Annotated in this window: 12 protein-coding genes; 5 read left to right on the forward strand and 7 right to left on the reverse strand. The window is 48.5% G+C overall.

Annotated features, from left to right (window positions below):
- Positions 1–44 precede the first annotated feature (44 nt).
- A complete protein-coding gene (gene prlC / locus R7Z49_RS14255) occupies positions 45–2,087 on the reverse strand; it encodes an oligopeptidase A (protein ID WP_017635033.1) in 2,043 nt (680 codons plus the stop codon).
- A 399-nt stretch (positions 2,088–2,486) separates the two neighbouring features.
- On the opposite strand from prlC, the gene R7Z49_RS14260 reads away from it, so the two are divergent.
- Together R7Z49_RS14260 and gorA are read left to right on the forward strand one after the other, a co-directional pair.
- Entirely contained in the window at positions 2,487–3,326 is an 840-nt protein-coding gene (locus R7Z49_RS14260) for a 23S rRNA (adenine(2030)-N(6))-methyltransferase RlmJ (protein ID WP_005379158.1), read from the forward strand.
- Between the two features lie 259 nt (positions 3,327–3,585).
- Positions 3,586–4,941 (forward strand): glutathione-disulfide reductase, encoded by a 1,356-nt coding sequence (gene gorA / locus R7Z49_RS14265; RefSeq protein WP_054579538.1) that lies wholly within the window; start codon positions 3,586–3,588, stop codon positions 4,939–4,941.
- 81 nt (positions 4,942–5,022) lie between these two features.
- Here gorA and R7Z49_RS14270 read toward each other — a convergent pair whose 3' ends face one another.
- Positions 5,023–5,928, reverse strand: a complete 906-nt coding sequence (locus R7Z49_RS14270) for a LysR family transcriptional regulator (protein ID WP_132937277.1) — start codon at positions 5,926–5,928, stop codon at positions 5,023–5,025.
- 120 nt (positions 5,929–6,048) lie between these two features.
- Between R7Z49_RS14270 and xapA the strand changes: the two genes are divergently transcribed.
- Complete coding sequence (gene xapA, locus R7Z49_RS14275) at positions 6,049–6,873, forward strand: xanthosine phosphorylase (RefSeq protein WP_005379149.1); 825 nt, start codon at positions 6,049–6,051, stop codon at positions 6,871–6,873.
- A 105-nt stretch (positions 6,874–6,978) separates the two neighbouring features.
- Here xapA and R7Z49_RS14280 read toward each other — a convergent pair whose 3' ends face one another.
- Together R7Z49_RS14280 and R7Z49_RS14285 are read right to left on the reverse strand one after the other, a co-directional pair.
- Positions 6,979–7,590 carry a bifunctional 4-hydroxy-2-oxoglutarate aldolase/2-dehydro-3-deoxy-phosphogluconate aldolase gene (locus R7Z49_RS14280; RefSeq protein WP_005394384.1) on the reverse strand — a complete coding sequence of 204 codons (612 nt, stop codon included), beginning with the start codon at positions 7,588–7,590 and terminating at the stop codon, positions 6,979–6,981.
- 9 nt (positions 7,591–7,599) lie between these two features.
- Positions 7,600–8,976, reverse strand: coding sequence for a GntP family permease (locus R7Z49_RS14285; protein ID WP_012841240.1), 1,377 nt, complete (start codon positions 8,974–8,976; stop codon positions 7,600–7,602).
- A 153-nt stretch (positions 8,977–9,129) separates the two neighbouring features.
- On the opposite strand from R7Z49_RS14285, the gene R7Z49_RS14290 reads away from it, so the two are divergent.
- On the forward strand, positions 9,130–9,654 hold the full coding sequence (locus R7Z49_RS14290) for a gluconokinase (RefSeq protein WP_005379140.1): 525 nt from the start codon (positions 9,130–9,132) through the stop codon (positions 9,652–9,654).
- The gene (gene edd, locus R7Z49_RS14295) at positions 9,654–11,450 is read left to right on the forward strand and encodes a phosphogluconate dehydratase (RefSeq protein ID WP_318111764.1); all 1,797 of its coding nucleotides are present in this window, start codon (positions 9,654–9,656) and stop codon (positions 11,448–11,450) included. The genes R7Z49_RS14290 and edd overlap by 1 nt, the downstream gene beginning before the upstream one ends.
- 1,604 nt (positions 11,451–13,054) lie before the next feature.
- On the opposite strand, the gene R7Z49_RS14300 is transcribed toward edd, so the two are convergent.
- The 3 genes from R7Z49_RS14300 to R7Z49_RS14310 all read right to left on the reverse strand — a co-directional run bounded on the left by R7Z49_RS14300 (position 13,055) and on the right by R7Z49_RS14310 (position 14,989).
- Positions 13,055–13,384, reverse strand: a complete 330-nt coding sequence (locus R7Z49_RS14300) for an SMR family transporter (protein ID WP_005478614.1) — start codon at positions 13,382–13,384, stop codon at positions 13,055–13,057.
- Positions 13,381–13,785 carry an SMR family transporter gene (locus tag R7Z49_RS14305; RefSeq protein ID WP_005379135.1) on the reverse strand — a complete coding sequence of 135 codons (405 nt, stop codon included), beginning with the start codon at positions 13,783–13,785 and terminating at the stop codon, positions 13,381–13,383. Before R7Z49_RS14305 ends, R7Z49_RS14300 begins: the two co-directional genes overlap by 4 nt.
- 268 nt (positions 13,786–14,053) lie before the next feature.
- Positions 14,054–14,989, reverse strand: a complete 936-nt coding sequence (locus tag R7Z49_RS14310) for a LysR family transcriptional regulator (RefSeq protein ID WP_005379132.1) — start codon at positions 14,987–14,989, stop codon at positions 14,054–14,056.
- Positions 14,990–15,024: the final 35 nt, after the last annotated feature.

The following is a 15,024-nucleotide window of genomic DNA, read 5'->3' on the forward strand; positions in this document are numbered from 1 at the left end:
AAAAAGGCCAACCGTTCGGTTGGCCTTGATGTTTTTTGCTCAATTTACGCCGCAATACCCGAATGGCGCAACAGTGCATCGATTTGTGGCTCGCGGCCACGGAAGCGCTTAAACAGCTCCATTGGCTCTTCACTGCCCCCCATTTCTAGGATGTTGTTCAGGAAGCTTAGACCCGTCTCTTTGTTGAAGATGCCTTCTTCTTCAAAGCGAGAATACGCGTCTGACGACAGCACTTCAGCCCACAGGTAGCTGTAGTAACCCGCACTGTAGCCACCAGCAAAAATATGGCCGAAGCTGTGTGAGAAACGCGCCCACTCAACCGCAGGAACTACCGCGACTTTCTCTTTCACTTTCGCCAGAGTTTCCAGTACACGCGCACCCACTTCAGGGTCATATTCGGTGTGAAGCGTGAAGTCGAACAAGCCGAATTCTAGCTGACGCAAAATACCCATCGCAGATTGGAAGTTTTTCGCTGCGAGCATTTTGTCTAGCATCGCTTTAGGTAGCGGCTCACCTGTCTCATAGTGACCAGAAATGAACGCCAGCGCATCCTCTTCCCAACACCAGTTTTCTAGGAACTGACTTGGTAGCTCAACCGCATCCCAAGGCACGCCATTAATACCTGAAACAGCACCTGTATCAACTTGCGTCAACATGTGGTGGATTCCATGACCAAACTCATGGAATAGCGTCACGACTTCATCGTGCGTGAACAGTGCTGGTTTGTCGCCCACTGGACGGTTGAAGTTACACGTTAGATACGCAACCGGCGTTTGCAGCTCGCCAGATAGCGTAACGCGACGACCACGACAATCATCCATCCACGCGCCGCCACGTTTGTGTTCACGAGCGTAGAGATCTAGGTAGAAACTGCCACGGAGTGTGCCTTCAGCATCAAAGATATCGAAAAAGCGCACAGATTCGTGCCAAGTGTCTACGCCTTCGCGCTCAGTAACGGTCATACCAAACACGCGGTTTAGCACTTCAAACAGACCGCTCACGACTTTTGACTCTGGGAAGTATGGGCGCAGTTCTTCATCCGAAATTTGGAACAGGTGCTGCTTTTGTTTCTCGCTGTAGTAAGCGATATCCCAAACGTTCAGCTCTTCAACACCAAACTCACTTTTCGCAAACTGACGTAACTCTTCGACTTCACGTTCACCTTGCGGTTTCGCTCGTGTCGCTAGGTCATTCAGGAAGCCCAGCACTTGATCCGGCGTTTCAGCCATCTTTGTTGCTAACGACTTTTCACTATAAGTATTGAAACCTAGCATACGTGAAATTTCATGGCGCAGTTTTAGCTGCTCAGTAATGATTTCTGAGTTATCCCATTTGCCTGCGTTTGGACCTCGATCAGAAGCGCGCGTCACGTACGCTTCGTACACTTCTTTACGCAACTCTTGGTTATCGCAGTACGTCATGACAGGTAGGTAAGATGGGATATCTAGCGTAATGAGGTAACCATCTAACTCTTTTGCTTCTGCGGCAGCTTTCGCTGCTGCCAGCGCCGATTCTGGCATACCTGCTAGGTCTTTCTCGTCTGTGATGTGCTTGGTCCAACCCATGGTGGCATCCAGCACATTGTTAGAGAATTTAGAGCTCAGCTCAGACATACGTTTGCTGATCTCGCCGTAACGGTGCTGCTCATCGGATGGCAAACCAATGCCTGATAACTCGAAATCACGCAGTGCATCAGTGATGGTTTTCTGCTGGGCACGAGTTAACGTTGCAAATTCTTCGCTCGCTTTGATGGTTTTGTACGCTTCGTACAACCCTTTGTGCTGACCAACCCAAGTGCCGTACTCTGACAAAATTGGTAGGCAACTTTCGTAAGCTTCACGTAGCTCTTCGCTGTTCACTACCGAGTTCATGTGACCCACTGGCGACCAGATGCGGCTTAAGCGATCATCCGCTTCTTCAATTGGCGCAATCACACTGTCCCAAGTTGGGTGAGCGTTGTCTTGTAGAACTTCATCGATTTTTGCTCGGCAGTCAGCAATCGCTTGCTCAACGGCAGGCTTGATGTGTTCTGGTTTAATTTGAGAAAACGGAGGTAGGTCCGTAAACGTCAGAAGAGGATTAGACATGAATAATTCCTTTTGTGTTTTGACTCTGTGATTGCCTGTCTATTTTGTGTAGATAGGCCAACTCAATGTACAGACGAGCCAGCAACATGGATTGGGGGAGCTCCGTTCCCTTTCTCTATGCCGCGATGACCATCTTATAGTCAACCAGCGCTACTCTGTCCTTGAGTCTTGTTATACCTAAATGAGATTTCACACCCTTTTGAGTGCGAGAAACTCACCTAGTTCAATTCGATTACCAATAGTAAGTGTGGGTGACTTAAAGAAATTTCAATAGCGTCCCCTTATCAGAGGAACAGATTTGATTGGAAGTTCTACATCTTTAAGTTACTTGAGTATAATACCGCCATAGAGTGAAAATCACAGACCACACTCAGCCAAAGAGTGTTTCGAGAGTTTAATTTGTTAAGTTACCGCCACAGCTTCCACGCTGGCAACCATGCCGACGTGGTCAAACACATCGTTCAAAGCCTCATTCTTGATGCGCTGAAACAAAAAGATAAGCCATTCGTTTATCACGATACCCACTCGGGTGTGGGCCGTTACGATCTGACTCACGAATGGTCTGAAAAAACGGGCGAATACAAACAAGGCATCGCACGTATTTGGGATAACCCAAGCATTCCTGAAGACATCAAAAGCTACATCGATGCCATTAAAGTGCTCAACAATGGCGAGAAGCTGCGTTACTACCCAGGCTCACCACGTGTGGCGCGCGCGCAAATCCGCCCACAAGATCGTATGGTGCTGACCGAGTTGCACCCGGCCGATCACCCATTGTTAGAGCAAGAATTCCATCGTGATCGCCAAGTGAGCATCTTCAAAGAAGACGGATTCCAACGCCTCAAAGCAAGCTTACCGCCACAAGAGCGTCGTGGTTTGGTGCTGATTGACCCACCATACGAACTCGCGAAAGAGTACCGCGATGTGGTGCGAGCGATTCATCAGAGCCATAAACGTTGGGCAACCGGTATCTACGCGATTTGGTACCCAGTGGTAAACCGCCACGACATCGAAGATATGATCGAAGGCTTGGAAGCACTGGGCATTCGTAAAATTCTGCAAATCGAGTTAGGTGTTGCACCAGATACCAACGAGCGCGGCATGACGGCATCCGGCATGATTGTGATTAACCCGCCATGGAAACTGGAAAGCCAGATGAAAGAGATTCTGCCATTCCTGCAAGACGCGATCGCACCAGCAACTGGCCACTGGAAAGTGGACTGGATTGTGCCAGAGTAAGCACTTCAGTACTGCTATCTTCAAGCGCAACGATATTCTCGTTGCGCTTTTTTATGCTCTCACCTTCTCCCTCCAATCGTGCTTATTCTTCTTTTTGTGCCTCTCATCGCTATTTGTCATAAGTATTGTCGCTTTTTCCCATTTAGGAATTAGTCGAATTCGATTTATGATAGTGGGATAACGGTGGCATTGAGTTCGGACAAGGTCATCCCAATCTATCTATGTACCAGATAAAATTTATAAGCTCTTGGAGAAAGTAATGGCGACTCATTTTGACTATATCTGTATCGGTGGCGGCAGTGGCGGCATCGCATCTGCAAACCGTGCGGCGATGTACGGCGCGAAAGTTGCGCTAATCGAAGCTCAAGACCTTGGCGGTACCTGTGTCAACGTAGGTTGTGTACCGAAAAAAGTGATGTGGCATGGCGCGCAAATCGCAGAAGCAATGAACCTGTACGCAGAAGATTACGGTTTTGATGTCGACGTGAAAGGTTTCAACTGGAGCAAACTAGTTGAGAGCCGTCAGGCGTACATTGGTCGTATTCACCAATCTTACGATCGCGTTCTTGGCAACAACAAAGTAAACGTGATTAAAGGCTTTGCTAAGTTTGTTGACGAAAAAACTGTCGAAGTAAACGGTGAACACTACACAGCAGATCACATCCTGATCGCGGTTGGTGGTCGTCCTACTATTCCAAACATTCCAGGCGCTGAATACGGCATCGATTCAAACGGCTTCTTCGACCTAGCAGAGCAACCAAAACGCGTTGCGGTTGTGGGCGCAGGCTACATCGCAGTTGAAATTGCTGGCGTACTGCACGCGCTAGGTACAGAAACGCACCTGTTCGTACGTAAAGAGTCACCACTGCGTAGCTTCGATCCAATGATCATCGATACGTTGGTTGAAGTGATGGACGCAGAAGGTCCAAAACTGCACACCCACTCTGTACCAAAAGAAGTGGTAAAAGAAGCCGATGGCAGCCTAACTCTGCACCTAGAAAACGGTGAAAGCCAAAACGTTGACCAACTGATTTGGGCAATCGGTCGTCACCCTGCGACAGACGCAATCAACCTAGCGTCAACCGGTGTGGCAACGAACGAAAAAGGCTACATCAAGGTAGACGAATACCAAGAAACCAACGTGAAAGGCATCTACTGTGTGGGTGACATCATGGAAGGCGGTATCGAGCTAACGCCAGTAGCAGTGAAAGCGGGTCGTCAACTTTCTGAGCGTTTGTTCAACAACAAACCAAACGCGAAGATGGACTACGATTTGGTACCAACTGTGGTATTTAGCCACCCACCAATCGGCACTATCGGTCTTACAACGCAAGAAGCAGAAGAGAAGTACGGCAAAGACAACATCAAAGTCTACACATCTGGCTTTACTGCGATGTACACCGCTGTTACTAAGCACCGTCAACCATGTAAGATGAAGCTTGTATGTGCGGGCGAAGAAGAAACGGTTGTTGGCCTACACGGCATCGGTTTCACGGTAGATGAAATGATCCAAGGCTTCGGCGTAGCAATGAAGATGGGCGCAACCAAAGCAGACTTCGACTCTGTTGTGGCTATCCACCCAACGGGCTCTGAAGAGTTCGTAACGATGCGTTAATTACGCTCTAATCGCATTGCTGATTTCAGTGAATCATTTGAAAAGGTCATCTTAGGATGACCTTTTTTTGTTATCCCATGCTTAACTCGCATTCTCTAATAATGTGCGAATAAACTCGGCTTTAATAGCACTCTCCTGCTTACCATCATGAATCAGACACAAGTCTGCACGCAGTGACTCTTTCAGCTTGATAAAACGAATCCCATGCCAATGATGCTGAGAAAACGTCGACGGCACCAACGTCACGGTATTGCTGTTTGCTACATATGCCATCAAGGTGCTTGGCTCCACCACTTGTTTGCCAATATAGGGTGAAAAGCCTTCTTGCAGACAGGCATTGATGATGAAGTTTGCCGAGGCAGAATTCGCCAAACTCATAAACGCAAACTCACACGCCTTTAAATCTTGGAGCCGCAGCAAAGATTTGCTGGCTAACTCATGTTGCTCCGACACCGCCACCACAAACACATCTTTGCCCAAAGACACCGACTGGTACGGATAAATGTTGAGTGCATCGGCAAAACGCACGATGCCCACATCGATTTTCTTCTCGCTCAGATGCTTCTTTTGCGTCTCTGGGTTAAGGTCAAAAATGTCGGCGTGATAAGTGTCATGCTCAGCATGGAAGCGCTGTAACAAACGATCAAATCCGCCCCAAAATGCGCTACTTACCACACCAACTCGCAGGATATTTCTCTGGTTCAACCCCACTTGCTGCACTTGATTGAGCGAGACATCCAAGGTCTGAAAAATCAGTTGGCATTTGGACTCCAACAATCGTCCGGCCTCCGTTAGCATGACGTTTCTTGAATCACGCTCAAACAGTTTGACGTTAAGCACTTCTTCCAACTCTTTGATGCGATTGCTCAACGGCGAATTGGTGATATTGAGGTTCTCGGCGGCCTTAGTGAAATGCTTGGTTTGTGCGACCTCGTAAAAGTAACGCAGCATCTTCAGCGTCACGCGCTCAAATGGTTCTGACTTCATAATTGAGTCCTAGCGAATTTCATCATCCTCTTTTTAAGGATGATAGTAGCGAATAAAGCAAAGATAACCAGCGCAGAAAGTCACACAATGGAATCAACACACAACCAGAAGGTGACTAACATGAATCACGATCCAGTAATCGGCGCGCTACAAACCATTCGCGAACGCAAACCAAACTTCCAACCTAAAGCGGCGTTTATTTTAGGCTCAGGCTTAGGCGTATTGGCAGACGAGCTACAAGACAAAGTGGTCATTCCATACGAAGAGCTCGAAGGCTTTCCGGTTAGCACCGTGCAAGGCCACTCTGGTGAGTTGGTACTTGGCACCATGGGCGGCGTAGACGTAGTGTGCATGAAAGGTCGCGGTCACTACTACGAACACGGCTCAATGAAGGTCATGACAACACCCGTACGAACCTTTAAAAAGCTGGGCTGTGAGTTTCTGCTCGTCACCAACGCGGCAGGCTCACTTCGCCCTGAGCGTATTGATGTCGGCTCTCTGGTGGTATTTCATGACCACATCAACACCATGCCTGAATCGCCAATGATCGGTCCGAATGATGAAGAGTACGGCCCGAGGTTCTTCAGCCTCGCCAATGCGTACGACAAAGACCTGCGCGCAGAAGCGTTTGAAGTCGGCAAAGCCAATGGTATTCACCTGAATGAAGGCGTGTTTGTCTCTTACACAGGCCCCAACTTTGAGACCGCAGCCGAAATCCGCATGATGCAAATCATCGGTGGTGATGTCGTGGGCATGTCGGTCGTGCCAGAAGTGATTTCTGCGGCGCATTGCGGCTTACCCGTATTGGCAGTATGTGCGATCACCAACATGGCAGAAGGCTTGGGAGATGTAGAATTGTCTCACGCCCAAACATTGAAGTGCGCGAAGCTAGCCGAAGCCGATTTCATTCGCTTTATTAAGCGCTTTATGAAGCATCACTTCTAAAGCCGTTTCATCCCAAAAAGAAAAAGGGTCATCAAGTTACTTGATGACCCTTTTTCGTATCACGTTTCCCAACGTTCGGGGGCATTTCGGAGCCGTTTGTGCGTTTTACTTAACTGCGCGAACCAATTCAGCAATGCCTTCCCAATCGCCGTTGTCCATCATTGCGGTTGGCACCATCCAAGTACCGCCACAAGCTACAACCGATTTCAGCGCTAGGTAATCTTCCACGTTGGATGGGCTCACGCCACCTGTTGGCATGAATTCCACTGGGTAAACCGCCGTGAGTGCTTTCAGCATGTTTACGCCGCCTGATGGCTCAGCAGGGAAGAACTTCAACGTACGCAGACCCATTTCCATCGCTTGCTCAACCAAGCTTGGGTTGTTTACACCCGGTACGATAGTCACACCACGTTGCTGACAGTATTTCACTGTGGTTGGGTTGAAGCCTGGGCTAACGATAAAGTCCACGCCTGCTTCGATCGCGATATCCACTTGTTCTGTGGTCAGAACGGTGCCCGCGCCAATCAACAATTCTGGGTACGCTTCACGCATGATGCGAATCGACTCCGCCGCCGCTTCGGTGCGGAATGTCACTTCCGCACATGGTAAACCGTTTTCTACCAACACTTTTGCCAGTGGCAGAGCGTGTGCTACGTCGTTGATTGCGATAACTGGGACGATTTTGATTTCTCTTAATCGTTGTTCAAGTGTTGTCATGGGGAACCTCTAAAGAATAAAGCTTAATGTTGCGACGATAATAAACGCGATACCGCCAAGTAACGTTTCCATTACCGTCCAAGTTTTTAATGTGGTTTTCTCATCCATCTCAAGCAGACGAGATACCAACCAGAAACCAGAGTCATTGAAGTGAGACAGTACCGTTGCACCACCCGCAATCGCGATTACGATAAAGCAAAGGTCGAGTTCACTCAAACCTGTTGATGCTGCCACAACCGGCGCGATAAGAGCCGCCGTGGTGGTTAGCGCTACGGTTGCCGAGCCTTGAGCAACACGCAGACAGGTTGAAATCACAAACGCCGCCACAATCACAGGCATACCTGTGTCTGTAAGAACGTCAGCCAGTGCATCACCAATACCGCTTGAGCGCAGTACGCCGCCAAACATGCCACCTGCACCCGTTACTAGGATAACACCACAGATAGGAGCCAATGACTCACCACATAATTTTTCTAGTTTTGCCATGCCGTAGTCTTTGGCAAACACAGCCAGACAGACAATCAAAGTGATCAGCAACGCAACTGGGGTTTTACCTAGCATGCGTAGGAACTCAACCAGTGCCGTTTTGCCATCAATCACACCCGCAACCGCCAGTGTGTTCAATACCGTATCCAAACAGATTAGCAGGACTGGCAGCACAAGGATGGTCATAACCGTGCCAAATTTTGGTGCGTTGCGCTCATCCACCATCGCTTCGCCATTAAAGAAGGCTTTAGATAGTGGGATATCGAATTTTTTGCCCGCGTACAAACCAAATAGGTAAGCGCCAAGGTACCAAGTTGGAATAGCCACCAGAATACCCACCACCAATAGCAGACCGATGTTTGCGCCAAGGAATTCTGCCGCTGCAACCGGACCTGGATGTGGTGGAACAAACGCGTGCATAACCGCAAAAGCACCGGCTGCTGGCAACGCGTATTTAATTGGTGAGCCACCAAAACGAGCCGCCACACTTAGGATGATTGGCATCATCACTACAAGGCCAGCATCGAAGAAGATTGGGAAGCCAAACAGTAATGAAGCGACGCCCAAAGCAAATGGTGCGCGCTCTTTACCAAAGCGACCAATCAAAGTGTCTGCCAGCACTTTCGCACCGCCAGTCACTTCAAGAATTTTACCGATCATCGCACCAAGACCAACCAGCAATGCTACGGAAGCCAGTGTGCCGCCGAAGCCGCCCATCATGGTCGATACGACTTTCTCTGAAGGAACGCCAGTGGCGATTGCCGTACCTAAACTCACCATAGTAAGGGAAGCAAAAGCATGGACTTTCAGTTTAATGATCAGAACGAGTAACGCTGCAATGGCAAGGCCTGCAATCGTCAGTAGGAACGTAGGATCTGGGGCTTGGGTTAATTGCTCCATAGGTTCACCTTTAAGAATTATTGTTTGTGTTATGGTTCACATTTATTTCAGTTACCGGTAACATGTTACCGATAACATGAATAAGATAAACCCATATTTTAAAGTGAATTCAAAAATTGAGATCACGCGCAAATTTGGTTATGAGGATAAGTTATGGCTGGTAGTAGTGTCATCGTTATGGGCGTTTGTGCTAGTGGTAAAAGCACAATTGGTGAGCATCTAGCGAAAAAGCTAGGGCGTAAATTCATTGATGGTGATGATCTTCATCCACGAGCGAACATTCAGAAAATGGCTTCGGGCCAGCCTCTGAACGATGATGATCGCAAGCCATGGCTAGAACGCATTCGTGATGCGGCGTACAGCCTAGAAAGCAAAAACGAACACGGCATTATTGTCTGTTCAGCACTGAAAAAGATTTACCGCGATCAGATCCGCGAAGGCAACAACAACGTGACCTTCCTGTTCCTTGATGGCGATAGGGAGTTGATCCTTAATCGCATGCGTATGCGCAAAGGCCACTTCATGAAAGAAAACATGGTGAAGAGCCAATTCGAGACACTAGAGCGCCCAGACAACGAGCCTCAAACTCTGATCGTCAGTATCGACGGAGACATCAGCGACGTGGTGGAACGCTCTGCCGCTGAGCTAATCAAAATGCAAGCGATCGAGGTGGCGTAATGACTCACTCTGTTGTTCTTGAGGTCACACAGCGTTTGACCGAGCGCAGCCGTGAAGCGCGCGCTGCGTTTCTTGCTCGCACCGAAGTGCAAGCCGAAGCGGGCAAAGGCCGTGTTGGTTTATCTTGTGGTAACTTAGCCCATGCAGTCGCCGCTTCTTGCTCTTCTGAAAAGAAAAATATTCTCGATTTTACTCATGCCAATGTCGCGCTGATCAGCGCCTACAACGACATGTTGAGCGCCCACCAGCCGTACCAAGACTACCCAGCACAAATCAAAAAAGTGCTGGCGGACTACGGCCATACGGCGCAAGTCGCAGGTTGTGTGCCAGCGATGTGCGATGGGGTGACTCAAGGTCAAGCAGGCATGGATATGTCACTGTTTTCGCGTGACTTAATTGCGCAATCAACGGCGTTGTCTTTGAGTCACAATGCCTTTGATGCCACATTACTGCTTGGCATCTGTGACAAAATCGCACCGGGGCAACTGATGGGCGCGCTGTCTTACGCACACCTACCAACGGCGTTTGTGCCAGCGGGTCTGATGGCAACAGGCATCAGCAACGAAGAGAAAGTCGACGTGCGCCAAAAATACGCAGCGGGAGAAGTCGGCAAAGACGCTCTGCTGGATATGGAGTGTCGCGCTTACCACTCTGCGGGTACGTGTACATTTTACGGCACCGCCAATACCAACCAGTTGGTGTTCGAAGCCATGGGCTTGATGCTGCCAGGTTCAGCATTCATTCATCCCCATACCCAACTGCGTAAAGCGTTAACCAATCACTCGGCTCTGAAAATCGCCTCTATGACGGCGGGTTCTGCACACTTCCGTCCGCTGGCCGAGGTGGTCACAGAAAAGAGCTTGGTCAACGGCATCATCGCTCTACTTGCATCTGGCGGCAGCACCAATCACACCATTCATATGATCGCCGTGGCGCGTGCTGCTGGCATCTTGCTCACCTGGCAAGACATCAGCGATCTGTCGGATGTGGTTCCTTTATTAGCGCGCGTTTACCCGAACGGCCCAGCCGATATGAACGCGTTCCAAGACGCGGGGGGCGTGCCAGCGTTATTGCACCGCTTGAACCAATCCGAGCTTTTGCATCGCGATGTGAAACCCGTGTTTGGTGAATTTGAAGACCAAATGACGCTACCGAGCCTTGTCGATGGCCAACTGACCTGGACATCGTGCCAAGGCAGCCAAGACGGTGACGTGATCGCCAAACCAGACGCCACATTCCAAAATACTGGCGGCACTCGCGTATTGACTGGCAACTTAGGCAAAGCCGTGGTGAAAGTGTCTGCGGTGAAAGAAGAGCAACGCGTGATTGTGGCACCAGCGATCGTATTCCAATGCCAACACGAAGTGGAAGCCGCATACAAACGTGGCGAGCTGAACAAAGACTGCATCGTTGTGGTCACACACAACGGCCCAGCGGCAAACGGCATGCCTGAACTGCATAAACTGATGCCAATCCTCGGCAACGTGCAGAAAGCGGGCTTTAAAGTCGCGCTAGTGACGGACGGTCGTTTATCTGGTGCATCCGGTAAAATTCCGTCTGCGATTCACGTTTCTCCAGAAGCCATTCGTGGTGGCGCGATTGGTTTGGTGCGCAACGGTGATTTGATTCATCTGGATTGCCAAACGGGCGAACTGAACAACTTAAGCGATACCACTGGTCGCGAGTTGATTCATTTCGATACCGAATCGACCCAACAAACTTGGGGACGAGGCTTGTTTAGCGTGATCCGCCAAAACGTATCGAGTGCAGAAGAAGGCGCAAGCTTTATTGTTTAAGGCGAGAAGAAAGACCTCGTCATTCCGACGAGCCTAGGCGAGATCAGGACTCTAATATCAACGTGCTGTGAAGCCAGAGAAAACCCCTCTGCTACAGCACTTTTTTGTTGGTAGATTCTGAATCACGCTCGTCCCTCGCTGTTCAAAATGACGAGCTTTGGGATTGGCCTCAGTTCTTTCTAAAAAACGAATGAATCCGTCATTCCGACGAGCCTAGGCGAGATCAGGAATCTAATAGCAAAATGCGTGAAGCCAGAGAAAACTCCTCTGCCACAGCACTTTTTGTTGGTAGATTCTGAATCACACTCGTCCCTCGCTGTTCAGAATGACGAGTTTTTGAGATTGGCCACCGCTCTTTCTAAAAACGAATGAATCCGTAATTCCGACGAGTCTAAGCGAGATCAGGAATCTAATATCAATGAGCTGTGAAGCCAGAGAAAATCCCCTCTGCCACTGCACTTTTTGTTGGTAGATTCTGAATCACACTCGTTCCTCGCTATTCAGAATGGCAAGCTTTGGAGTTGGCCTCGGTTCTTTCTAGAAACGAATGAATCCGTCATTCCGACGAGCCTAAGCAAAATCAGGAATTTAATATCAGCGTGCAGTGAAGTCAGAGAAAACTCCTCTGCCACTGCACTTTTTGTTGGTAGATTCTGAATCACACTCGTTCCTCGCTATTCAGAATGACGAGCTTTAGGATTGGCCTCTGTTCTTTCTAAAAAGCGAATGAATCCGTCATTCCGACGAGCCTCAGCAGGATCGGAATTTAATATCAACGTGCTGTGAAGCCAGAGAAAACTCCTCTGCCACTGTACTTTTTTGTTAGTAGATTCTGAATCACGCTCGTCCCTCGCTGTTCTAAATGACGAACTTTAGGATTGGCCTCGGTTCTTTCTAAAAAACGAATGAATCCGTCATTCCGACGAGCCTCAGCAAGATCAGGAATCTAATATCAACGTGCTGTGAAGCCAGAAAAAACACTTCTGCCACAGCACTTTTTGTTGGTAGATTCTGAATCACGACCGTCCCTCGCAGTTCAGAATGGCAAGCTTTAGGATTGGCCTCGGTTCTTTTTAAACGAATGAATCCGTCATTCCGACGAGCCTAGGCGAGATCAGGAATCTACTATCAACGTGTTGTGAAGCTAGAGAAAACCCCTCTTCCACAGCACTTTTTGTTGGTAGATTCTGAATCACGCTCGTCCCTCGCTGTTCAGAATGACGAGCTTTGGGATTAGCCTCAGTTCTTTCCAAAAAACGAATGAATCCGTCATTCCGACGAGCCTAGGCGAGATCAGGAATCTAATAGCAAAATGCTGTGAAGCCAGAGAAAACCCCTCTTCCACAGCACTTTTTGTTGGTAGATTCTGAATCACGCTCGTCTCTTGCTGTTCAAAATGACGAACTTTAGGATTGGCCTCTGTTCTTTTTAAAAATGAATGAGTCCGTCATTCCGACGAGCCTAGGCGAGATCAGGAATCTAATATCAAGGTGCTGTGAAGCCAGAGAAAACCCCTCTTCCACAGCACTTTTTGTTGGTAGATTCTGAATCACACTCGTCTCTTGCTACTCAGAATGACGATATCTAGCATTCATTAAATTACATCAAGCGGTCTTCATCACCACGACGGCAGCAATCACCACAAAGATACCAAACCAGCCGATTGGCTTGAGTTTCTGCTTAAACAGCAAGGCTCCACCCACTGCGGTACCCAAGATACCGATCGCACCCCAAGAGGCATAAGCAATGGCTAAGTCGATCTCTTTCACCGCTTGTGCCAACAGCGTGAATGCTGTCAGTACCAACACAATCGCCGCAATGCCCCAGCCTTTATATTTAAAACCTTTTGAGCGTGTCAGCGCCATATTGGCCATGATATCGACCAAGGCAGCCATCACGACAAATCCAAATGACATCGTAAAAAATTGACTCATGATTCGCACCTTGTACTAGTAGAAAATGAACGTTCTTTTGCCGGTTTATCGGCATTTTTCTTGGCGTTAGGTTGACCATGTGATTCCCCTAAGGTCACACACACAATGCCAACAACGGCTAACATCAAACCAAACAACTCTTGATGGTTTAAGTTGGCATCAAAGGCGATGATCGACACCACGGTGATCAACGAGATACCTAACCCTTCCCAAACAGCGTATGCCACACCTATCGATATTTTCTTCGCGGCAAACGCGAGAAAGTAGTAAGAGATTGCGATCAGCACATACATTACGATGTAGCCCCACCACCCGTGCCCTTGTCCGATAAGAGACATAGTGCTGGTGCCAGCCACTTCGGCAACGATGGCGAGCAATAAAAATAGACGTGCAACTAGCATGATTAATCCTCCATCAGAAATTAAAAAAATGCATAACGGAGAATGGTGAATGCCGCGTACCTGTATCGACATTCAAAAGTTAAAAAGATAAAAATGAGCCACTTCTCCTGACTATTTGAGATAAGGTTAGCGCTGGGTAGGAAAAAGAGACAGGTAATTGAGATATTCATTTTTGAATATCTTAAGAAGTAAGTTGTCTATGTAATCACACAATATTGATAAGGTTAAAGCATCTACTCTCTCATTCAGCCGATGCCATAAGGTGACGTCATTGCGTAAAAATCAGCGGCGTATTGAGGGTTTGTCGCACCACTTTATGCAGGTGTCTGTGCAAAGGATGGTTGCGGTTGGTTTGAAGGAAACCGCCAGAGACAACAAACTGGCTAAACTCACGATTAACGGGTGGCATTGCGTAAGAGGCGAGTTCTGGCATCAACAATGCCGAGCTTTGACTGGCATACATAATCGCGTCGGTTTCTTGCAACATTTGGCAAGCCAAACGCAAATTATAGGACTTCAGTAACACTACTGGCTCATAACCCATGCGTCGATACTCGGACTCCACGGTACAAAGCGGTTTATATGACGCAGGCGCAGGCAAAGAGACGAGTGGTAGTTTGGACACCGTGTCCCAATCATTGCTGACTTTCGACAACGTTGGGTGGTTTTTGCGCGCCAAAATCACTCGTTTTTCAACGAATAACGGGCGCATGTAAATGTCTTTCGACAGCTCGGTCTCTTGGTCAAGAATGCAGTAATCGTGCTCGCCTTCTAACATTTCATCGTGCGAGTAAGTATTCCAGCTGGAAAAGGCAAAGTGCGCTTTGGGAAAGGCTCGATGACAACCAGTGAGCAGTCGCTGCCCTTGTTCATCCATCAAATAAGGGTCAGTTACAATCGCAATCTGCCCTTGGTATTGCAGTGGGTCGAACACTTCAAATTCTTGCACCACTTTTTCCAGTGGCGCAACCATATTGTCGAACTCGGCGGCGAGACGAATCGCCATGGGTGATGGCTCTACCCCATGTGCTTTACGCACAAAAAGCGGGTCATCAAACACTTGCTTCAACTTCATCACACCGCGGCTGGCGCTCGGTTGAGAAATGCCAAGCTGCATTGCGGCCAGCTTGATGCTGCGGTTTTCCACCACGGCTTTTAATAAACGCATTAAGTTGAGATCCAATGCATCCAGCTGATGTGCCATACCCTAACCTACCAATACCATTGATGAGCGAATAC

Source organism: Vibrio sp. 1562 (genome assembly GCF_033340155.1).
In the GTDB taxonomy this organism is placed as follows: domain Bacteria; phylum Pseudomonadota; class Gammaproteobacteria; order Enterobacterales; family Vibrionaceae; genus Vibrio; species Vibrio alginolyticus.